Genomic DNA, 21,264 nt, shown 5'->3' on the forward strand with positions numbered 1-21,264 from the left:
ATCAAGCATCGAGGGGACGAGGTGACGAGCGGACGACGGCCGGGAGGGCTGCGGTGACCGGCGTGCTGACCCAGCGGGACCGGCGGATCCGGGCGTACGAACTGCGGGAGGCGCGCCGGCCCACGCCGTACCTGATCCTCGGCACCCTCTTCTGGGCGGTGGTGGCCTACCGCACCTGGCAGTCCCCCGTCGCCTCCGACTTCGGTCAGCACGCCGCCGCGATCGAGCGCATCGCCGCGGACTGGCGGCACCCGGCGAACCCGCTGCTCGACGTACCGGGGACCGGCAGCCCCTACTTCACCCCGTACACCGTGGGGCTGGGGCTGCTGTCGAAGGTGACCGGCGTGCCGGGCTGGCAGCTGCTCAGGGGGTGCGGCCCGGTCAACCTGGCGCTGATCGTCACCGGTGTCGGCGCCTTCACCCGCGTGCTGAGCAGCCGGCGCTGGGCGCCGGTACTGGCACTCGCCGCGTTCGTCCTGCTGTGGGGGCCGCAGTACAAGGAGTGGAGCGGCTTCCTCGGCCTGCAGTCGATGATCCGGGGGCTGGCCTACCCCAGCGCCTTCGCCGTCGGCGTGACGTTCTGGGTGTGGGCGCTCACCGCGCGGGCGGCCCGGCGCGGCGTGGCCGGGACGTGGCCGCACGCCGGGCTCGGGCTGCTCATCGGGACCGTGCTGCTCGTCCACCCCTTCACGGCGATGGGCACCGTCATCGGCGTCGTCGCCCTCGTCATCGGCATGCAGCGCACCCCGGTCGCCGCCGGGGTCTTCGGCCGGTGGGCGCTGACCGGCGCGGTCGCCTTCGCGGTGGCCGCCTGGTGGCCGTACTTCAGCCTCTCCTCACTGCTCGGCGACCCCACCGTCGACGACGTCCACCGGCGGCTGTACGCGAACCTGTGGCAGTGGTACGGCCTGGCCCTGGCCGGTCTGCCGGCGCTGCTGTACCGGCTGCGGGTGAACCGCTTCGACCCGCTGGTGCTGATGTTCGCCGCGGACTGCGCGGTCGCCGCGTACGGCTGGCTCAGCGGCTCCTACTCCTTCGGGCGGATCTTCGGGCTGCTGCTGGTGCCGCTGCAGTTCGCGCTGGCGGTGGAGCTCGCGCAGGCCCCGCCGTGGACCGCGCTGCGCACCGTGCTGGCCCCGCTGGCCGCGGTGGCGGCCTGCGCGGGTCTGCTGGCGCAGGCCGGCGCGATCGTCCCGGCGCGCTATGTGCCGCCCGCGCTGCACCTGCAGCGGCTGAGCACCTGGCCCAGCTACCTGTGGGCGCAAGCGCACATCGCCGTCGGCGACGTCCTGCTGACCGACGGGTACACACCCAAGCACGTCATGCCCGCCTACGGCGTGTTCCTGGTGTCACCGGCCTGGCCCGACCCGTCCACCACGGCGGCCTCCCGGGAGCGCCGCGAAGCCGACGTGCGCGCCTACCTCGCCCCCTCGACGCCCATGGACCAGCGCCTGGCCATCGCCCGCCGCTACCACGTGAAGTGGGTGATGACCGAGCCGGACGAGCCGGCCCCGCCGGGCGGCGTCCAGGTCGCCCAGGGCCCGCGCACCGGTGAACGGCTGTACCGGGTCGGCTGAGCCCGCCGACGCGGCAGGGCCGGGGAGCTCGCTCCCCGGCCCCTGCCGTCCCGCGGTCGCCTTCCCGGCGCCGCGTCCGCCGTCCCCGGCGTCAGCGGCGGGCGCGCAGCAGCGAGCGGATCGTCCGCATCGCCACCGACAGATTCGCCAGGTCGAAGCTCTCCGAGCCCTGGATCTCCTCCAGCGTCGTCTTGGCCCGCCCGATCAGCGCGCTGTTGGACGCCTCCCACGCCTGGTAGCGCTGCTCCGGGGTGGAGGAGCCGTTGCCGACGGACAGCACGTCCTGGGTGAGCGCCGCGTGCGCCGCGAAGAGGTCCTCGCGGATCGACGCGCGGGCCATGGAGTGCCAGCGGTCGGCGCGCGGCAGCTCGATGATCCGGTCGAGCAGCTGCGTGATCTGCAGCCGGTCGGCGAGGTCGTAGTAGACCTCGGCGACCGCCAGCGGGTCCTTGCCGGTCCGGTCGGCGACGTCGACGATGTCGAGCGCCGGGAAGGCCGAGGAGAGCCCGGCGACCCGCGTCGCCAGCTCCTCCGGCACGCCCGCGCCGGTCAGTTCGTCGTGGATCGACTCGTACCACTCCAGGTCCGCGCCGCGCAGCAGTTTCGGCAGCACCGCCCACACCGTGGCGACGCCCTCCCGGAAGAAGTCGATCGTCTCCGCGATCGCCAGCGGCTGCGGCCGGTTGTTGAGCAGCCAGCGGGTGCCCCGCTCGACCAGGCGCCGCGAGTGCAGCCGGATCCGGGTCTGGACGTCGGCCGGGACGACCGTGTCCAGCGCCTCCACCTCGTCCCAGACGCCGCCCAGGCCGAAGATGGCGCGGGCCGCGGTGTGCGCCCGGACGATCTCCTCGGTGGTGGCCCCGGTCTCCTCCTTGAAGCGGTGCAGGAAGGTGGTGCCGCCGGTGTTGACGGTGTCGTTGACCAGCACCGTCGTCACGATCTCGCGCCGCAGCGCGTGCTTGTCGATCTGCGCGTGGAACCGCTCGTGCAGCGCCTTGGGGAAGTACGCGTCGAGCAGCTGCCGCAGGTACGGGTCGTCGGGCAGACCGGTGGTGAGCAGCTCCTCCGCCACGGTGATCTTCGTGTAGGCGAGGAGGACGGCCAGCTCCGGCTGGGTCAGGCCGTGGCCGGCGTTCAGCCGCTCGCGGATCTGCCGGTCGGAGGGCAGGAACTCCAGGGCCCGGTCCAGCTTGCCGTCGCGCACCAGCCTGCGCAGGTAGCGCTGGTGGGCGTGGAGCAGGCTGGCGGACTGGGCCATGCCGTTGGCCAGGGCCACGTTCTGCGCGTAGTTGTTGCGCAGCACCAGGTCGCCGACCTCGTCGGTCATCTCGGCCAGCAGCGAGTTGCGCTGCTTGACCGTCAGGTCCCCCTCGGCGACGACCGCGTTGACCAGGATCTTGATGTTGACCTCGTGATCGGAGGCGTCCACGCCGGCACTGTTGTCGATGGCGTCGGTGTTGACCCGCCCGCCGGTCTGGGCGAACTCGATCCGGCCGAGCTGGGTCAGGCCCAGGTTGCCGCCCTCGCCGACGACCTTGACGCGCAGGTCGCCGCCGTCCACGCGGATCGCGTCGTTGGCCTTGTCGCCGACGTCCAGGTGCGACTCGGTGGAGGCCTTCACATAGGTGCCGATGCCGCCGTTCCACAGCAGGTCCACCGGCGCCTTGAGGATCGTCTTCATCAGGTCGGCCGGGGTCATCTTCGCCACCGGCTGCTCGATGCCGAGCGCCTTGCGGATCTGCGGGGTGAGCGTGATCGCCTTCGCGCTGCGCGGGAAGACACCGCCGCCGTGCGAGATCAGCTTGGTGTCGTAGTCCGCCCACGAGGAGCGCGGCAGCTCGAACATACGGCGACGCTCGGCGTAGGAGGTCACCGCGTCCGGCTGGGGGTCGATGAAGATGTGCCGGTGGTCGAAGGCGGCGACCAGCCGGATGTGCTCGCTGAGCAGCATGCCGTTGCCGAAGACGTCACCGGACATGTCGCCGACGCCGACGACGGTGAAGTCCTCGCTCTGGGTGTCGTGGCCCATCTCGCGGAAGTGCCGCTTGACCGACTCCCAGGCGCCGCGGGCGGTGATGCCCATCTTCTTGTGGTCGTAGCCGACCGAGCCGCCGGAGGCGAAGGCGTCGCCGAGCCAGAAGCCGTACGAGGTGGCGACCTCGTTGGCGATGTCGGAGAAGGACGCGGTGCCCTTGTCGGCGGCGACCACCAGGTAGGTGTCGTCGCCGTCGTGGCGGACCACGTCGGCGGGCGGCACGACCTGCCCGCCGACCAGGTTGTCGGTGACGTCGAGCAGACCGGAGATGAAGGTCTTGTAGGAGGCGATGCCCTCCGCCAGCCACGCCTCGCGGTCGGCGGCCGGGTCCGGCAGCTGCTTGGCGACGAAGCCGCCCTTGGCGCCGACCGGCACGATGACGGTGTTCTTCACCATCTGCGCCTTGACCAGGCCGAGGATCTCGGTACGGAAGTCCTCACGCCGGTCGGACCAGCGCAGGCCACCGCGGGCGACCTTGCCGAAGCGCAGGTGCACGCCCTCCACGCGCGGCGAGTACACCCAGATCTCGTACGCCGGGCGCGGCGCGGGCAGGTCCGGGATCGCCTGCGGGTCGAACTTCATCGACACGTAGGCGTGCGGCCTGCCGCCGTCGGCGCGCTGGAAGTAGTTGGTGCGCAGCGTCGCCTTGATGAGGGTGAGGAAGGAGCGCAGGATGCGGTCCTCGTCCAGGCTGGCGACCTGCTCCAGGGCGGCGTCCACCTCCTCCAGCAGCGCGTCGGTCAGTTCGCTGCCGGCCCGCTGGTGGTCCGGGGAGAGCCGGGCCTGGAAGAGGTTGACCAGCAGCCGGGTGGTGTGGACGTTGTTGCGGAGGGTGTCCTCCATGTAGTCCTGCGAGAAGGCCGTGCCGGCCTGCCGCAGGTACTTGGCGTACGCCCGCAGCACCATCGCCTGGCGCCAGGTCAGCCCGGCGCGCAGCACCAGGGAGTTGAAGCCGTCGTTCTCGGCCTGCCCGGTCCAGGTCGCGCTGAAGGCGTCCTGGAAGCGCTCACGGGCGTCGTCGCCGAGGTCGCCCAGCGAGGGGTCGATGCGCAGCCCGAAGTCGTAGATCCAGGCGCGGGTGCCGTCGGAGCGGCGCATCTCGTACGGGCGCTCGTCGATGACCTCGACGCCCAGGCGCTGCAGCACGGGCAGCACCGCGGACAGCGAGACGGGGGCGCCGGTGCGGTAGATCTTGAAGCGGCGCTCGTCGGGGGCGGCGCCGACCGGCTCGTACAGGCTGAGGCAGAAGTCCTCGCCGCCCAGCCGCTCCAGGTGCTGCAGGTCCGCGACGGCCGCGCGGGGCGTGAAGTCGGCGCGGTAGCCGTCGGGGAAGGCGTGCGCGTAGCGGCGGGTCAGCTCGGCCGCGCGCTCCTCGCCGCATTCGGAGGTCAGCGCCTCGGCGAAGCCGTCGGCCCAGGAGCGGGCGGCGTCGGCGAGCCGGTTCTCGATCCGCTCGACGTCGCGGTCGCTCAGCTGCGGCAGCGCGGTGCCGGAGGGGACCCGGACCACGAAGTGCAGCCGGGACAGCACCGACTCGGTGTTCCAGGCGGTGAAGTCGACGGTGGCGCCGTGCAGCTCCTCCTTGAGGATGTCGGTCAGCCGCAGCCGCACACCCGTGGTGTAGCGGTCACGCGGCAGGTAGACCAGCGCCGAGAAGTACCGGCCGTACTCGTCCTGACGCAGGAACAGCCGCAGCCGGCGGCGCTCCTGCAGGTAGAGCACGCTGGTGACGATCTCGCGCAGCTCGTCCGGCCCGGTCTGGAACAGCTCGTCGCGCGGGTAGGTCTCCAGGATCTGCAGCAGGTCGCGGCCGTCGTGGCTGTCCGGGGAGAAGCCCGCGCCGTCCAGCACCTCCTGCACCTTGCGGCGGATCACCGGCACGCGGCGCACGGACTCGGTGTAGGCGGCCGAGGAGAACAGGCCGAGGAAGCGGCGCTCGCCGATGACGTTGCCGTCGGCGTCGAACTTCTTCACTCCGATGTAGTCGAGGTAGGACGGGCGGTGCACGGTGGCGCGGCTGTTGGCCTTGGTGAGGATCAGCAGCTTGCTCTCGCGGGCCTTCTTGCGGGCGTCCGCGGGCAGCCGGTTGAAGGACGGTGAGACCGCGTGGCCGCTCTCGGACTCCTCCACGCGGTGCTGCGGGTCGGAGCGCAGGATGCCGAGCCCGGTGCCGGGGACGGCGGTGAGCACGTCCTCCTCGCCCTCGGGGGTGGTCTCCGTGGTCAGCGCGTACTCGCGGTAGCCGAGGAAGGTGAAGTGGTCCTCGGAGAGCCAGCGCAGCAGCTCCCAGGCCTCGCCGACCTCCTGCTCGGGCAGCGCGGGCGGGGTCGCGGCCAGCTCGTCGCCGATGCGCAGCGCGGCGTCGCGCATCTTCTGCCAGTCCTCGACGGACTCGCGGACGTCGGACAGGACGCGGCGCAGGTCCGTGGTGATCTGCTTCAGGTCCTCGCGATCGGTCTCACGGTCGATCTCGACGTGGATCCAGGACTCGGTCAGCACGTCGTGCGGCACACCGGCGATGTCGCCGGGCGCGGCGTCCAGCACCTCCAGCAGCTTCCCTGTCACGTCACGGCGCACCAGCATCTGCGGATGGACGACGACGTGGATCGCGCGATCCTGCCGGGACAGCTCGTTGGTGACGGAGTCGACCAGGAACGGCATGTCGTCGGTGACCACCTCGACGACCGTGTGGCTGCACGTCCAGCCGTTCTCCTCGACGGAGGGGGTGTGCACGCGGACGTTGGCCGTCCCCTGCGGCCGCACCTCGGCGAGACGGTGGTGGGACACGGCGGCGCCGAAGACGTCCACCGGGTCGCGGTCGAGCAGGTCCTCCGGGGCACTGTGCAGGTAGTAGCGCTGGAGGAAGGCTTCCAGCGCCTCCTTCTCGAGGCCCTGGCCAGGTTGTCCCCCCGCCGGGCTGTTCTCAGCTACCCGGGCCGCCCGTGCGAGCAGCTCGGCCTTTGCTTCGTCCAGCTTGGTCTGCATGTCCTCATGCTCCTGTCGCGCGCCATTGCGTGACGTAGGTAGTGGTGATCGGTGGATCAGCGCTGATCACGCTGTAAGGCTATCGCTACGGCCGGGGGGGCTGTCAGGGGCTCTTTGTGTACAAAACCACGAACCAATCTTTGACGAACTGGACAGTCCGGCCGGGCGGGTGCAGGTTGAGGAGGGGAACGTCGCGGGGATGTATCGAGACGTTCACACGACGGCAGCTCGAGACGACGGGGCGGCAGCAACAGCACGCAGCGGACGGACAGCAGACGGACAGCAGAGACGGCGAGAGGCGGGACACCCAGCCATGGCCACCAAGATCCTGATCGTGACCGGCGACGCGGCGGAATCGCTGGAAGTGATGTACCCGTACCAACGGCTCCTCGAAGAGGGTTACGAGGTGCACATCGCGGCGCCCAGCCGCAAGAAGCTCAGGTTCGTCGTCCACGACTTCGAGGAGGGCTTCGACACCTACACCGAGAAGCCCGGCTACACCTGGCCGGCCGACCTGGCCTTCGCGGACGTCGACCCCGGCGAGTACGCGGCCGTGGTCGTCCCCGGCGGGCGCGCCCCGGAGTACCTGCGCAACGACCCGGAGCTGCGCAAGGTCCTCAAGGCGTTCTTCGACGCCGACAAGCCCGTCGCGCAGATCTGCCACGGCCCCCTGCTGACGGCCGCCGTCGGCGCCCTCAGCGGGCGCCGCGTCACGGCCTACCCGGCGCTGGAGATGGACATGGAGGCGGCCGGCGCGAGCTTCCAGGACTCCGAGGCCGTCGTCGACGGTGTCGTGGTCTCCTCGCGCGCCTGGCCGGACCACCCGGCGTGGATGCGGGAGTTCCTCACGGTGCTGCGCTCCAAGGCGCCGGTGACCTGACGGCCGGGTGCCGCCCGGGCCCCGGCGGGGCCGGGGCGCCGGGCCCGGGCGCGGGCGTGGGCGACAGCGCGGGCTTGGGTCAGGCGCGCGGGCCCAGGCTTGGGTCAGGCGCGGGCCCAGGCTCAGGCGACGAGGGCCTCGGCGGTCTCCACCGCCTCCTCCAGGGTGTCGACGACGGGCACTCCCGCTCTCTCCAGGCTGGCCCGGCTGTGCGAGCCGCCGGTGTAGAGCACCGCCATGGCCCCGACGTGGCGGGCGGCCACGGCGTCGTCGACGGCGTCGCCGATCACCACCATGCGGTCCGCCGCTATCCCCTGCATCGCGGCGACGTGCCGCGCCATCTGCTCGGACTTGCCGCTGTGGCTGCCCTGGGTGCGGCCGTCCACCCGGACGAAGTGGTTCTCGATGCCATGGGTGCGCAGGATCGGTATCAGCTGATCGTGGGGCGCCAGGGAACACAGCGACTGCGTCAGCCCCTCGTACCGGCGCCGCGCCAGGATCTCCGCCGCGCCCTCGGCGAGGCCGCACGTACCGGCGAGGGTCCAGTAATGGCGATGGAAGATGTCGTCCATCACCTCCCACTCCTCCTCGGTGGGCAGCCGGCCCATGAGCCGCTCGTAGAACAGGGGAACCGGCACGCAGTACAACTCGCGGTAACGCTCCAGCGTGATCCGCGGCAGCCCGATCTCGGCGAAGGAGGCGTTGGTCGCCTCGATCACCGCGTCGATGTCATGGAGCAGCGTGCCGTTCCAGTCCCACACGAGATGCGCGTTCACACCCGAAACCGTACCCAGACCCCATGTCCTCAAGGCAAGTGCCCAGGTCAAATCCACTCGCAGCGTGTCCGTACGGTCACCTCACGCGATCAGCGAGGGGATCTCCTGGGTGGCGTACCAAAGCAACTCGTGGTCCTCTGCGCCGTCGACGGTGAAGCGCGCGTCGTCGTCGCCCGCGTCGGCCGCGCCAAGGGCGTCGGCGGCCGCCGTGACGTCCGGCCCGGCCTCGTCGGAGTCGGCGTGGACGGCGGCGGCCCTGGCCATCGGCACGGGCGCGGCCAGGCGCACCGCGCCCAGCGCCGAGGGGTCCAGGCCGCGGTCGGGGTCGAAGGAGACCGCGCCGTCGGCGACGTCCACCGCGACCACGACGCGCCGCCTGGGCGCGTCCGGGGTGGCGGCCAGCTGCCGCAGGGAGGCCTGGGCGGCGCGGGTCAGCGCGGCGTACTCCAGTTCCTCGATGTCGTCGGAGACGTACCACTCGCGCAGGCTCGGGGTGACGGCGAAGGCGTCCAGCGGGGCAGGGCCCAGCTCACCCGCCTTGTGCGCCTCGGCCAAGCCTGGGAGGGTCGTGGGGATGTAGACGCGCATGGCGTCAGCATACGGGCGCACCACCCCTGATAGGTGAATCCCCCACCGCCTCCCGGACGTCACGGGCCCGGCTTCCCGGAACCGCACCCGTCCCCGTACAACCCGGTTACCAGTCGGTAGACCACGGGGGTCCACACCATGCCTGTCCTCACACCCATGCCCGCGTCCGCATCCGCGCCCTCGGCCACGCGGCGCGTCACCGCCCTGCCACCGCACGTCTGGTTCGCCGGGCGGCTGCTGGAGGTCCTCACCGGACGGCGGCCCATCACCAGCCTCGCCGGACGGATGGAGCCCGAGGCCTACGACCGGCTCTGGGACCTCGTGGGCGCCCGCGCCGACTGGCGCTACGTCTCCCGCGGCCACCTGCCGCGGCTGCTCAAGCCGCCGCGCTTCTCCCCCGTCCAGGACGGGACGGCCATCGAGGTCAGCGCCGTCGTGCTGCTCACCCCGCATGTCGTGCGAGCCCTCGCCTTCCGGCTGGAGCGCGCGGGCCGCGAAGGCCCGGGACGTGAGGGCCCGGGACGTGAGGGCCCGGGTCGCGAGGGCCCCGGGCGCGTCGGCACCGGCGCCGGGTGGCGCTGCGCCGCCGTCGAGGCGCACTGACCGCGCCGGGACAAAGGCCGGGGCCGGACCCCGTCAGGAGTCCGGCCCCGGAACGCGCGAACGCTACTTCTTGCGGCGCCGTCCACCCTTGGCCGCGCGGCGGCGCTCCGCCCGCGTCAGGCCGTCCGACTCCGGGCCCGCGTCGCTCTCGAAGTCGCCCTCGACGACACCGCCCTCGCCGTCCACCGTGGGAGCGGAGAAGTGCAGCCGGTCGGCCCGCTTCGGGGCCTCCAGGCCCTTGGCGCGGATCTCCGGACGGGCGTCCTGCTTGACCAGCGTCGGAGCGGCGTCCTGCGGGGCACCGGCCTCCACCGGCACCTCCTCGACCTGCTGCTCGACCTGGACCTCCAGGTTGAACAGGTAGCCGACGGACTCCTCCTTGATGCCGTCCATCATGGCCTTGAACATGTCGTAGCCCTCGCGCTGGTACTCCACCAGCGGGTCACGCTGCGCCATCGCCCGCAGGCCGATGCCCTCCTGCAGGTAGTCCATCTCGTACAGGTGCTCGCGCCACTTGCGGTCCAGCACCGACAGCACCACGCGCCGCTCCAGCTCGCGCATGATCTCCGAGCCGAGCTGCTGCTCACGCGCGTCGTACTGCTCGTGGATGTCGTCCTTGACCATCTCCGCGACGAAGTCCGCGGTGATGCCCGCGCGGTCGCCGGCGGCGTCCTCCAGGTCGTCCACGGTCACCGTGACCGGGTAGAGCTGCTTGAAGGCGCCCCACAGCCGCTCCAGGTCCCAGTCCTCGGCGAAGCCCTCGGCGGTCTCGATCGCGATGTAGTCGTCGATCGTGTCATCCATGAAGTGCCGCACCTGCTCGTGCAGGTCCTCGCCCTCCAGGACACGGCGGCGTTCGCCGTAGATGACCTCGCGCTGCCGGTTGAGCACCTCGTCGTACTTCAGGACGTTCTTGCGGATCTCGAAGTTCTGCTGCTCGACCTGCGACTGGGCGGAGGCGATGGCGCGGGTCACCATCTTGTTCTCGATCGGCACGTCGTCGGGCACGTTGGCCATCGCCATCACACGCTCCACCATCTGCGCCTTGAACAGACGCATCAGGTCGTCGCCGAGGGAGAGGTAGAACCGGGACTCGCCCGGGTCGCCCTGACGGCCGGACCGGCCACGCAACTGGTTGTCGATGCGCCGCGACTCGTGACGCTCGGTGCCCAGCACGTAGAGGCCGCCGAGCTCCTTGACCTCCTCGAACTCGGCCTTGACCGCCGCCTCGGCACGCTCCAACGCCTCCGGCAGCGCCGCCGCCCACTCCTCGACGTGCTCCACCGGGTCCAGGCCGCGCTGCCGCAGCTCCGCCTCGGCCAGGTCGTCGGGGTTGCCGCCCAGCTTGATGTCCGTACCACGGCCGGCCATGTTGGTGGCCACCGTGACGGCGCCCTTGCGGCCGGCCTGCGCGACGATCTGCGCCTCACGCTCGTGCTGCTTGGCGTTCAGCACCTCGTGCGGCACGCCGCGCTTGTTCAGCTGCTGCGACAGGTACTCGGACTTCTCGACCGAGGTGGTGCCGACCAGAACCGGCTGGCCCTTCTCGTGCTTCTCGACGATGTCCTCGACGACCGCCGCGAACTTCGCCTCCTCGGTGCGGTAGATCAGGTCCGGCCGGTCCTTGCGCTGCACGGTCCGGTTGGTCGGGATCGGGACCACGCCGAGCTTGTAGATCTGGTGGAACTCCGCGGCCTCGGTCATCGCCGTACCGGTCATGCCCGAGAGCTTGGAGTACAGGCGGAAGAAGTTCTGGAGGGTGATCGTGGCGAGCGTCTGGTTCTCGTCCTTGATCTCCACCCCCTCCTTCGCCTCGATCGCCTGGTGCATGCCCTCGTTGTAGCGGCGGCCGGCCAGGATACGGCCGGTGTGCTCGTCGACGATCATGACTTCGCCGTCCATGACGACGTAGTCCTTGTCCTTCTTGTAGAGCTCCTTGGCCTTGATGGCGTTGTTCAGGTAGCCCACCAGCGGGGTGTTCACCGACTCGTAGAGGTTGTCGATGCCCAGCCAGTCCTCGACCTTGGAAACCCCCGCCTCGTGGATGGCGACGGTGCGCTTCTTCTCGTCGAAGTCGTAGTCACCGGTCTCCGCCTTGCCCATGCCGCCGGCCTCGCCCGGCTTCAGGCGGGTCACCAGCCGGGCGAAGTCCGAGTACCACTTCGTGGCCTGGTCCGCCGGACCGGAGATGATCAGCGGTGTACGGGCCTCGTCGATGAGGATCGAGTCCACCTCGTCCACGATCGCGAAGTTGTGACCGCGCTGCACCAGTTCGTCCCGCGACCACGCCATGTTGTCGCGCAGGTAGTCGAAGCCGAACTCGTTGTTGGTGCCGTAGGTGATGTCACAGGCGTACTGCTCACGGCGCTGCGCCGGGGTCATGTTCGCGAGGATGCAGCCCACCTTCAGGCCCAGGAAGCGGTGCACCCGGCCCATCCACTCCGAGTCGCGCTCGGCGAGGTAGTCGTTGGTGGTGATCAGGTGCACACCCTTGCCGGACAGCGCGTTCAGGTAGGCGGGCAGCGTACCGACCAGGGTCTTGCCCTCGCCGGTGCGCATCTCGGCGACGTAGCCGGAGTGCAGCGCCGCACCACCCATGATCTGGACGTCGTAGTGCCGCTGACCCAGGACGCGCTTGGCGGCCTCCCGGACGGTGGCGAACGCCTCGGGGAGCAGGTCGTCCAGGCTCTCGCCGTCCGCGTAGCGCTCCTTGTACTCGTCCGTGAGAGCCCTCAGCTCGGCGTCCGTCAGATTGACGAAGTCCTCTTCAATGGAATTGACCTGGTCCGCGATGCGGTGCAGCTTGCGCAGGATCTTGCCTTCGCCTGCACGCAGGATCTTGTTGAGGACGGACACGTAGGCTGACTCCTTGCCGGTCGGGCCTGGCACGGTTTCTCGCGCTGGCACAGCAGGTCACACCCCGCTGCAACGGCCATCGTAAGCGAGGACCCCAGCGGGCCGGGAGGTCCGTCGCCAAGCCGGGCGGTTCTCCCTGTCGATCGCCGCCCCGATCCGGTCCTATCCGGTCGAGACCGCACCCCTGGCTCGGGGATACTCCGACGCATGGAGCCGATAACCCTCACCACCGATCGCCTCGTCCTGCGCCCCTTCGGACCGGACGACGCCGAGGCCGTCCGCGTCGCCTGCCAGGACCCGGAGATCCCGCGCTGGACACCCGTCCCCTCCCCCTACACCCACGAACACGCGCAGGAGTTCGTCACCCGGACCTGCCCCGACGGCTGGCGCGACGACACCGTCTACAACTTCGCCGTCACCACGCGCGACGAAGGACGTTTGGTGGGCGCCATGGGGCTGGTACGGCTGGCCCAGCTGAACACCGCCGAACGGCAGGCCGAACTCGGTTACTGGACCGCCAAGGAACAACGCGGCCGCGGCCTCACCTCCGAGGCCGCCCGCGCCGTTGCCCGCTGGGCCTTCGAGGGACTCGGTGTGGAGCGCCTGGAGTGGTACGCCGAGGCGGGCAACGCGGGCTCCCGCGCGGTCGCCCTCAAGACGGGCTTCCGGATGGAGGGCACCATGCGCGGCAAGATCGTCCACCAGGGCACCCGGCGCGACGCGTGGATCGGCTCCCTGCTCCCCTCCGACCTCGGCCTGACCGGCGCCGCCGCCTACCTGCCGTACCAGGGCGAGTGATCGCGGCGGGGGTCGGGCCACGGGCCACCGCGGCGGGGACAGCGGGGGCGGCCCGGAGGGGATCGCCCGGAGGGAATCACCCCGAGGGGATTGTCAGTGGCGCCTTCTAGGGTGGGCCCATGACGACGCCCGTGGCCCTCTCCGCCGACGACGCCCGCCGGACCGCCCTGCGCGCCCAGGGTTTCCTCGGCGCCCCCGACCGGCGCGCCGGCGTGCGCGGCGTCCTGCGCCGGCTGGGCGCGGTGCAGCTCGACACCATCTCCGTGCTCGCCCGCTCCCACGAGCTCATCCCCTACGCCCGCCTCGGCGCCGTCGGCCGCACCGCGGTCGAGGCCGCGTACTGGACCGAGAACCACGCCTTCGAGTACTGGTCGCACGCCGCCTGCATCCTCCCCATCGAGGAATGGCCGCACTTCGCCTTCCGCCGCCGCGCCCGGCGGGCCCGCGGCCACCGCTGGCACGTGCTGCAGGACGCCGACCGCTCCACCGCCGCCGTCCTGGACCGGCTCAAGACCGACGGCCCGCTGACCTCGACCGAACTCGGCGGCGCCAAGAACGGCGGCCCCTGGTGGGACTGGTCCGAGACGAAGATCGCGGTGGAGTGGCTACTCGACACCGGCGAGGTCGTCTGCACCCGGCGGCGCGGCTGGAAGCGCGTCTACGACCTCGCCGAACGGGCCGTCCCCGACACCCTCTTCCACGACGACATCGACGATGCCGAATGCCTGCGCCGCCTCGTCGCCCAGGCCGGTGCCGCCCTCGGCGTCGCCACCCGGGCCGACCTCGCCGACTACCACCGGCTCAAGGGCGAGCAGGTCGACTCCGTCATCGCCGACACCGGGCTCGTGCCCGTCCGGGTCGAGGGCTGGGGCGGCAAGCCCGCCTGGGCCGACCCCACCGCCCTGGCCGGCGCCTCCCGCGGCGGCCGGCACCGCACGACGCTGCTCTCCCCCTTCGACTCCCTCATCTGGGACCGGCCCCGCACCGAGCGCATCTTCGGCTTCACCCACCGCCTGGAGGCGTACGTCCCCAAGCCCCAGCGCATACACGGCTACTTCGCGATGCCGCTGCTGGCCGGCGGCCGGCTGGTCGGCCGCGCCGACCCGGCCCGCGAGGGAAGCACACTGATCGCCCGTCAGGTGACGCTGGACTCCCCGCGCGCCGTCGAGCCCATGGCGCAGGCTCTGAGCGAGGCCGCCGCGTGGGTCGGCTGCGACAGCGTTCGCATCGAACGCCTCGACGACCCCAAACTCGCCGCGGCCCTCAAGGAAGCCGTCGCCGGAGCCGCCGTCTGAGACGCCTGAGCCGCCTGAGCCGCCTGAGCCGCCTGATCAGGCGAAGTCAGCGGATCTCGAGGATCTTCTCCCGCATCGCGTACACCACAGCTTCCATCCGCGAGTGCAGCTGCAGCTTCTCCAGGATGTTGCGCACATGGTTCTTCACCGTGTTCTCGCTGATGAAAAGCTCCTTGGCGATGTCACGGTTGTTCATGCCGGTGGCGACCAGCTTCAGCACCTCCAGCTCACGGTCCGTCAGCCGGGGGGCGGGCACGAGCCGGCGCTCGTCCGTGCGCTGGATCATCGACTTGAACTCGGTGAGCAGCTTCGACGCCATCGACGGGCTGATCTGCGACTGCCCGTCCGCCACCGCCCGGATCGCCGTGGCCACCTCGTCCGTGGAAATCTCCTTGAGGAGGTAGCCGGTCGCCCCGGCCTTGATGGCCTCGTAGAGGTCCGCCTCCTCGTCACTCATCGTCAGCATGATGATCTTTGCGCTGGGAGCCACCTCCTTGATGGAGGTGCACGCCTCGATGCCGCCCCGCCTCGGCATCCGCACGTCCATCAGCACGATGTCCGGCAGCAGATCCGCGGCCTTCTCCGTCGCCTCCGCGCCGTCCCCCGCCTCGCCGACGACCTGGATGTCCTCCTCCTGCGCGAGCACGATCTCCAGACCCCGGCGGAACAGGGCGTGGTCGTCCACCACGAGCACCCTGATCGGCTCCTTGCGCGGCGCGCCGGCGACGCCCGTGTCCCCCGCGGCGCCCGTACCCGGCTCCGCGCCACCGGCCGGCGCGGGCTCGAAGCTGTCCGCCATCGGTTCCTCCCCCTCGGGCCGGCGCCCGTGGTAGTCACACTTTCCGTGCCAGGCCAACCGGGCGGTGCGGCCCGTACATTGGCTGCCCGGCCATGATTCCATGCCCGGGCACGGCAACGCCCCCAGGCGATGGTCGTTTCCCCGCCCGGGAGCGCCGCCCTTGACCCCTAGTTCACCGGCGGAGCGCTCCGCCCGCGCCGGCTGGCGCATCCTCGACGGAGGGGTCCGCCTTGAGGTGGATGACGCCGTAGTCATAGCCGTGCCGCCGGTAGACGACACTCGGTTGTTCCGTGTCGGAGTCGATGAACAGGTAGAAGTCGTGCCCGATCAGCTCCATCTCGTAGAGGGCCTGGTCGAGCGTCATCGGTGCTGCCGCATGCGTCTTCTCGCGAACCACCAGGGGTCCTTCACCCTGGACCTCGAGACGGCCGCCGATCTTGGTGGTGGGCACGCCCGTGAACGTCTCCCCGCCGGTCGGGGTGCCGTTGAACTCGGTCGCGGCCAGTCCGGCCGTCGCCTCCGCCACGCTCATGGGGGTACGGCTGCCGCCGCGATGCACCCGGCGCTTGTCGGCCGCCTTGCGCAGCCGCGCCTCGAGCTTGTTCACCGCGACGTCGAGCGCCGCGTAGGGGTCGGGCGCGGCGGCCTCGGCCCGGATCACCGGGCCACGGGTGCGCAGCGTGATCTCCACCCGGTCGGAACGGTCTGCCTGCCGGGGGTTCGGTTCCTTGGACACCTCGACCTCGAGGCTCATCACCTTGCCGTCGAGCTTCTGGATCTTCTCCAGCTTCTCGTTCACGTGCTTCCGGAACCGCTCGGGCACCTCGGTCTTGCGGCCCTTGACGACGATGTCCACGCAGAACTCCGTTCCCGGATCGCCTCGGTCTCACGGGGCGATCCCTTGCGCTGAGGCCGGCGGGCACCAGGTCCCGCCCGGCGTCGACGTTCGTTGCCGCTCCGCGCGCTCGGAGGCTTCCGGGCGGCGAAGCCGCGACTCTCACCTCCTCCTCCCCCGCGAGACAGATCTTCACCCACTGAACCATGGGTGAACCACGTCCTGCGGTCCGTGAAACGGCGGCCCACAACGGGCGCCGCCGCCCCTCACCACCGAACATAGACCCGCGGACCGGGGGTCGGCACCCCCAGAAGCGCTATACCTTCTTTTGGGTGAAATGCCCGTTACGTCACCTGCGGGATCCGCCCTGACCTCCGGATTCCACATCCCGGCCGGACGCCTGTTCGGCCGCCTGCTCGGCCGCCCGTTCGACGCACGGTGAGGGTCGCGGACCCCGGATCGCGGTGGCGGGGGCGCCCGGACCGCCCGCGGGACGGCGCAGCGGTGCCGGGCCGCCGACCACCGCCGCGGCCAGGACCCGGCCTCCGGCATCCTCGACCGCGCGGGCCGCGGCGGCGAGCGAGGCGCCCGTGGTCATCAGGTCGTCCACCAGCACCACGGGGGCGGCCCCCAGGAGGCGGTCGGCGCCGCGCACGGCCGTCAGGGCGCCGGAGAGGTTCGCGGGCCGGTCACGGGCACCGAGGCCCGACTGATCGGCCACCACGCGCCGCTGCCGCAGCACCGCGGCCGCCCGGACGGACAGTCCGTCGCGCCGCAGGTCCGCGGCGGCGGCAAGGGCGAGGCGGCGGGTCGCGTCATGGCCGCGGGCCGCCACCGCCCGCCGGGAGGAGGGGACGGGGACGAGGAGGAACGGGGGGAGGGTGGAGGCGAGGGTGGAGTGGGGGGTGGTGGGGGTGATAGTGCCTTCCGGGCGCCGCGTCTCGGGGGCCCCGCCCCCTCCCCCTCCCCGCACCGCGGCATAGACCGCGCCCGCCAGGGCTTCGCCCAGCGGGCGGGCCAGGCCCAGCGCGCCGCGCTCCTTGTGCGCCAGCAGCACCGCGCGCGGCTGGTCGGCGTAGACGGTCGCCGCCCACACGGCGGGCAGGCCCTCGGGTAGTGCGTCAGGCCAGACCTGCCGCGCTCCCGGCTCGTGCAGCGCTGCCCCGCACTCCTCGCAGAGCACGGTCCGCGGCGCCCCGCACCCCTCGCACTCGGCCGGCAGCAGCAACCCCGAGATCTCCCGCCACCATGACCGCACCGCGCGGGCGCCCCGCAGACCCCGCGGACCCCGCGGACCCCGCCGCCCCCCGTTCCCACGTTGTCCCCGTGCTCCGCGCGCTCCCCGCATGACTCCACGATGCCGGGATCGGACCATCACCGCCAGGCCCGTCCCCAGCCTGTGGACAACTCCGCGGCGACGCCCGGCACGAGCCGGCCCTGCCGGTCAGCCCGGGTAGACGGGCGAGCTGGCCTTGGGCGCGACTTCCTTCCAGTTGGAGTCGGGCTGCAGCCGGAAGACACCGCCGTCGAGCTCCGCGAGCAGCGGCTCGTCCTGGCGCTCCGAGGCCGCCACCGACACCACTCCGCTGATGCCTGGCAGGCTCGACGAGGACGCGCCGGAGCCGTCCACGTCCACGTACTGGATCTGCGGCACTCCCCCGGCTTCGCGTCCCACGACCGCCAGGCGGCTGAACCCCGCCCAGGACGCCGCCATGACGTCCTCGAGCTGCGGTGCGACGCTGCGCAGCTCCGCCACCGTGATCTTCGGGTCGGCGGCGGTGCCGGTGCGCTCGATCCGCCCGAGCCGCAGTGTGGTGTGGTCGCCGTCCCGGACCAGCAGGGCGATGCGCACGCCGTCGGCCGCGACTCGCAGCGACTCGATGCGCCCGTCGCCGAGCTCCGGCACGGCGACGGGCACGGGGGAACCGGCGCCGTCGCGCAGCATCAGCAGCCGCGGCCCGTTCGGGTTGCGGTCGGCGATCCAGAGGTCGCCGTAGCCGTCCCAGCTGGGGGTCGTGAGGCGGTTCTTCGGGTCGGTGGCCTGGCTGCGCAGGACGACGGGGCCGAGCTGGGCGTCGGCGTTCAGCGCGGTCACGTAGAGGTTCGCGCCGTCCTCGGTGACGGCGGCGGCGTACTGCTCGTCGCGCCGCACGGCGGCGGAGCCCGCCTTGAGCGGGCCGGTGCCGAGGGGGCCCGCCACCGCGACGGGCCGGACGTCATTGCCGCTGAGGCTGACGAGGTGGTGGTCCGCGTCGATGAAGTACTGCTCCTTGCCGTCCCCGACGAGCTTGTCCGGGGCGTACGCGCGGGCGGCGTCGTCGCTTTGCAGCGTGCACAGGGTGCGGCCGTTGGGGCCCTTGAGCTCGACCGAGGGCACGGGCGTGGAGGACATGCCCTGGACGGTCTGGATCAGCTGGGCGGCCATCCGTTCGCATCGTGCGCTGTCGCCGCCGGGAGACCTCTTGAGTTTCACGGTCACGCGCTGGGAGTCGTCGAGTTCGACGTCCTCGGCCCGGATGCCCGCGGGGAAGGCCGAGACGACGACGGGCTCCAGCCAGTCGGTGGGCCCGGCGAGCAGGGCGTCGACGGCGTTGCTCAGCGCGTTGATGCGCTTGCGCAGGTATATCGGGTCGGCGACGAGGGCGTCCCGGCTGGCGGCCGCGTCCTTGGGTCCCGGCCCGGGCGCGGCGAAGTAGAAGGTGTCGACGGAGCGGTAGAAGCGCTGGAAGTCGGCCTCGCTCAGCACCAGGCCGTCGGCGACACCGGCGATGCGCCATTCGCCGTCCTCTTTGGTGAGGCGTATGCCGCTGCTGAAGGTGCCGTCCTCGGCGCGGTACGCGTGCCGGTCGTCGACGGTGGCGACCTTGGCGCCGGTGAGGGTGATCTGGGTGCTGTCGCCGTCCTTGCCGTCCGTCGTCGTGCCCGGTTCCTGCACCTGGGCGGGTCCGCCGGCGAGGACGGTGATCCCGGATTCGGGTTTCCAGCGCTTGCCCTGCTCCTTGGTCATGTAGAGCTTGGCGGTGGCGTAGTCGGCCTCATCGCTGGTGGTGGCTTCGAGGAAGCCGCTGACGATGTCGCTGGGAGTCTCGCCGCCCTGCGGTTTGACGCCGAAGACCCGGACCTGGGGGTCGGTGTCGGCGTGCTTCTCACCGCCGACCTTGTGCACCTCGCCGTTGCTGGGCATGGAGGCACAGCCCGTGAGCAGCACGAGTCCGCTCAGGAGCACGCCCACAACGGCCGGCCTCGGGAGGCCGCCCCCCTTCGCGCGCATCAGTCGTCGTCCTCCCGCGCCTCGTCCGCTGTCGTGGGGTGGGTGACCGTGCCGCCGCCCGCGCGGTGTCCGACGACCCGTGCGCCGTTGCCGGGCAGGGCCGCGGGGTCGGCGGCGGGGGGCCGTGGCGGGGTGAACGGCATGGAGGGGATGGCGGGCGCGGCGAAGCGCGGCGCCGGGAAGCTGTGGTGCGAGGGGGCCGGGGGCGTGGCGGCGTCGAGCGCGGTGGCTCCCGGGGGCATGCCGCGGTGGGAGAGCGTCGAGGCGAGGTCGCGGTTGCGGTTGCGGCGGGAGTCCTCGGGTTCGAGGGCGATCGGTGATCCGCGCAGGCTGTCGGCGCCGGTACGGGGCAGGGTCAGCCGGAACTGGGAGCCGCCGCCGGGCTCGCCCCAGGCCTGGAGCCAGCCGCCGTGCAGGCGGGCGTCCTCCAGGGCGATGGACAGGCCGAGGCCGGTGCCGCCGGTGGTGCGGGCGCGGGCGGGGTCGGCGCGCCAGAAGCGGTTGAAGACGCGGGTGGCCTCGCCGGGCTTGAGGCCGACACCGTAGTCGCGCACGGCGACGGCGACGGCGCCTCCGGCGGAGGCCAGGCGGACGTGGACGTCGTGCCCCTCGCCGTGTTCGACGGCGTTGACGACGAGGTTGCGCAGGACGCGTTCGACGCGGCGGGCGTCGGCCTCGACGGTGACTGGCCGTTCGTCGCCGTGGACGACGATGCGGCTGCCCTTGCGTTCGGCGATCGGCTCGGCGCCGTCGACGACGCGACGTACGACGTCGCGCAGGTCGATGGGCTCTGCTTCCAGGGCGGCGGCGCCTGCGTCGAAGCGGCTGATCTCCAGGAGGTCGGAGAGCATCGACTCGAAGCGGTCGAGCTGGTTCTGCAGCAGTTCGGCGGAGCGGGCCGTGGCGGGGTCGAAGTCGGCGCGGGCTTCGTGGATGACGTCGGCGGCCATGCGGACGGTGGTCAGCGGGGTCCGCAGCTCGTGGGAGACGTCCGAGACGAAGCGGCGCTGCATCCGGGACAGGTCCTCCAGCTGCTGGATCTTGACCTGGAGGGTGTGCGCCATCTTGTTGAAGGACTCGCCGAGGCGGGCGATGTCGTCCTCACCGGTGACCTTCATGCGTTCCTGGAGGTGCCCGGCGGCGAGCCGCTCGGAGATCTGGGCGGCCATGCGGACGGGTGTGACGACCTGGCGCACGACGAGCCAGGCGATGGCGCCGAGCAGGACGACGACGAAGATCCCGGCGGTGGCCAGGGTGCCCTTGACCAGGCCGAGGGTCTTCTCCTCCTGGTCGAAGGGGAAGAGGTAGTACAGCTGGAAGGGCTTGCCGTTGGGGTCGCTGAGGCGCTGGCCGACGATGAGGGCGGGCTCGCCGTCGGGGACGCTGTCGCTCTTCATCGAGGTGTAGCGCTCGAAGACGTCGGATCGCTCGTCGAGGGCTTTTCGCAGATCCGCGGGCACGCTCTCCTCGGGCCGGACGCCGCCGGAGCCGCGGGGTGCGTGGGTGCCGGGGCTGTCGGCCGTGCGGCTGATGGGCTGTTCCTGGGCGTTGGAGCTGAGGGCGACGACGGAGTAGACGCCCTGGCCGCTGCTGGCGAGTCCCTCGACAAGGCTGTTGAGCCAGGTCGCGGTGTCGGGGCTGTGCTGGCCGTCGGCACCGGCGCTGCCGCTGTCGGGGGCGCGGGCCGTCTCCTTGGCGACGGCGAATCCGCCGACGGCCTGGCTCTGGGCGGTCTGCCGCTTGGCGTCGAGCAGTCCGTTCTTGACCTGCCCGATGACGACGACGCCGAGGAGCAGGACGACACCGAGGGACATCAGCAGGGTGGTGGCGACCACGCGCAGCTGGATGTTGCGGCGCCAGAGCCGGACGGCGGGCTGGAGTGGCCGCCGGGCCCAGCGGACGAACGAGCGGAGCACCGGCACCAGACCCGTCAGGGGGTCCGCGTGCCGGCTCTCCATCCGCTCAC

General features: G+C 71.7%; 14 protein-coding genes. 5 read left to right on the forward strand and 9 right to left on the reverse strand.

What is annotated here, in order from left to right; translation table 11 throughout:
• Positions 1-53 precede the first annotated feature (53 nt).
• The gene (locus tag AC3EUJ_RS34660; protein ID WP_431968573.1) at positions 54-1,577 is read left to right on the forward strand and encodes a hypothetical protein; all 1,524 of its coding nucleotides are present in this window, start codon (positions 54-56) and stop codon (positions 1,575-1,577) included.
• A gap of 91 nt (positions 1,578-1,668) precedes the next feature.
• On the opposite strand, the gene AC3EUJ_RS34665 is transcribed toward AC3EUJ_RS34660, so the two are convergent.
• Entirely contained in the window at positions 1,669-6,597 is a 4,929-nt protein-coding gene (locus AC3EUJ_RS34665; RefSeq protein ID WP_431968575.1) for an NAD-glutamate dehydrogenase, read from the reverse strand.
• A 313-nt stretch (positions 6,598-6,910) separates the two neighbouring features.
• Here AC3EUJ_RS34665 and AC3EUJ_RS34670 point away from each other — a divergent pair, with 313 nt between their 5' ends.
• Positions 6,911-7,477: a DJ-1/PfpI family protein gene (locus AC3EUJ_RS34670; RefSeq protein WP_431968577.1), complete on the forward strand. Its 567-nt coding sequence runs from the start codon at positions 6,911-6,913 to the stop codon at positions 7,475-7,477.
• 122 nt (positions 7,478-7,599) lie between these two features.
• Here AC3EUJ_RS34670 and AC3EUJ_RS34675 read toward each other — a convergent pair whose 3' ends face one another.
• On the reverse strand, positions 7,600-8,253 hold the full coding sequence (locus AC3EUJ_RS34675) for an HAD family hydrolase (RefSeq protein ID WP_431968579.1): 654 nt from the start codon (positions 8,251-8,253) through the stop codon (positions 7,600-7,602).
• A gap of 81 nt (positions 8,254-8,334) precedes the next feature.
• Complete coding sequence (locus AC3EUJ_RS34680; protein ID WP_431968581.1) at positions 8,335-8,841, reverse strand: DUF6912 family protein; 507 nt, start codon at positions 8,839-8,841, stop codon at positions 8,335-8,337.
• A 156-nt stretch (positions 8,842-8,997) separates the two neighbouring features.
• Here AC3EUJ_RS34680 and AC3EUJ_RS34685 point away from each other — a divergent pair, with 156 nt between their 5' ends.
• A complete protein-coding gene (locus AC3EUJ_RS34685) occupies positions 8,998-9,444 on the forward strand; it encodes an Rv3235 family protein (protein ID WP_431968583.1) in 447 nt (148 codons plus the stop codon).
• A gap of 63 nt (positions 9,445-9,507) precedes the next feature.
• Here AC3EUJ_RS34685 and secA read toward each other — a convergent pair whose 3' ends face one another.
• Complete coding sequence (gene secA / locus AC3EUJ_RS34690) at positions 9,508-12,300, reverse strand: preprotein translocase subunit SecA (RefSeq protein ID WP_431968585.1); 2,793 nt, start codon at positions 12,298-12,300, stop codon at positions 9,508-9,510.
• Positions 12,301-12,507: 207 nt separating this feature from the next.
• Here secA and AC3EUJ_RS34695 point away from each other — a divergent pair, with 207 nt between their 5' ends.
• Both AC3EUJ_RS34695 and AC3EUJ_RS34700 read left to right on the forward strand, forming a co-directional pair.
• Complete coding sequence (locus tag AC3EUJ_RS34695) at positions 12,508-13,098, forward strand: GNAT family N-acetyltransferase (RefSeq protein ID WP_431968587.1); 591 nt, start codon at positions 12,508-12,510, stop codon at positions 13,096-13,098.
• 119 nt (positions 13,099-13,217) lie between these two features.
• On the forward strand, positions 13,218-14,393 hold the full coding sequence (locus AC3EUJ_RS34700; protein WP_431968589.1) for a winged helix-turn-helix domain-containing protein: 1,176 nt from the start codon (positions 13,218-13,220) through the stop codon (positions 14,391-14,393).
• Positions 14,394-14,439: 46 nt separating this feature from the next.
• Here AC3EUJ_RS34700 and AC3EUJ_RS34705 read toward each other — a convergent pair whose 3' ends face one another.
• The 5 genes from AC3EUJ_RS34705 to mtrB form a co-directional block, all read right to left on the reverse strand.
• On the reverse strand, positions 14,440-15,192 hold the full coding sequence (locus AC3EUJ_RS34705; protein ID WP_018564114.1) for a response regulator: 753 nt from the start codon (positions 15,190-15,192) through the stop codon (positions 14,440-14,442).
• Between the two features lie 172 nt (positions 15,193-15,364).
• Positions 15,365-16,048 (reverse strand): ribosome hibernation-promoting factor, HPF/YfiA family, encoded by a 684-nt coding sequence (gene hpf / locus AC3EUJ_RS34710; RefSeq protein WP_431968592.1) that lies wholly within the window; start codon positions 16,046-16,048, stop codon positions 15,365-15,367.
• A gap of 328 nt (positions 16,049-16,376) precedes the next feature.
• Positions 16,377-17,255: a ComF family protein gene (locus AC3EUJ_RS34715; RefSeq protein WP_488180995.1), complete on the reverse strand. Its 879-nt coding sequence runs from the start codon at positions 17,253-17,255 to the stop codon at positions 16,377-16,379.
• A gap of 216 nt (positions 17,256-17,471) precedes the next feature.
• Positions 17,472-19,298: an LpqB family beta-propeller domain-containing protein gene (locus tag AC3EUJ_RS34720; RefSeq protein WP_431968596.1), complete on the reverse strand. Its 1,827-nt coding sequence runs from the start codon at positions 19,296-19,298 to the stop codon at positions 17,472-17,474.
• Complete coding sequence (mtrB, locus tag AC3EUJ_RS34725) at positions 19,298-21,256, reverse strand: MtrAB system histidine kinase MtrB (protein ID WP_431968598.1); 1,959 nt, start codon at positions 21,254-21,256, stop codon at positions 19,298-19,300. Before mtrB ends, AC3EUJ_RS34720 begins: the two co-directional genes overlap by 1 nt.
• Positions 21,257-21,264 lie beyond the last annotated feature (8 nt).

This window comes from Actinacidiphila sp. bgisy160, from assembly GCF_057707815.1.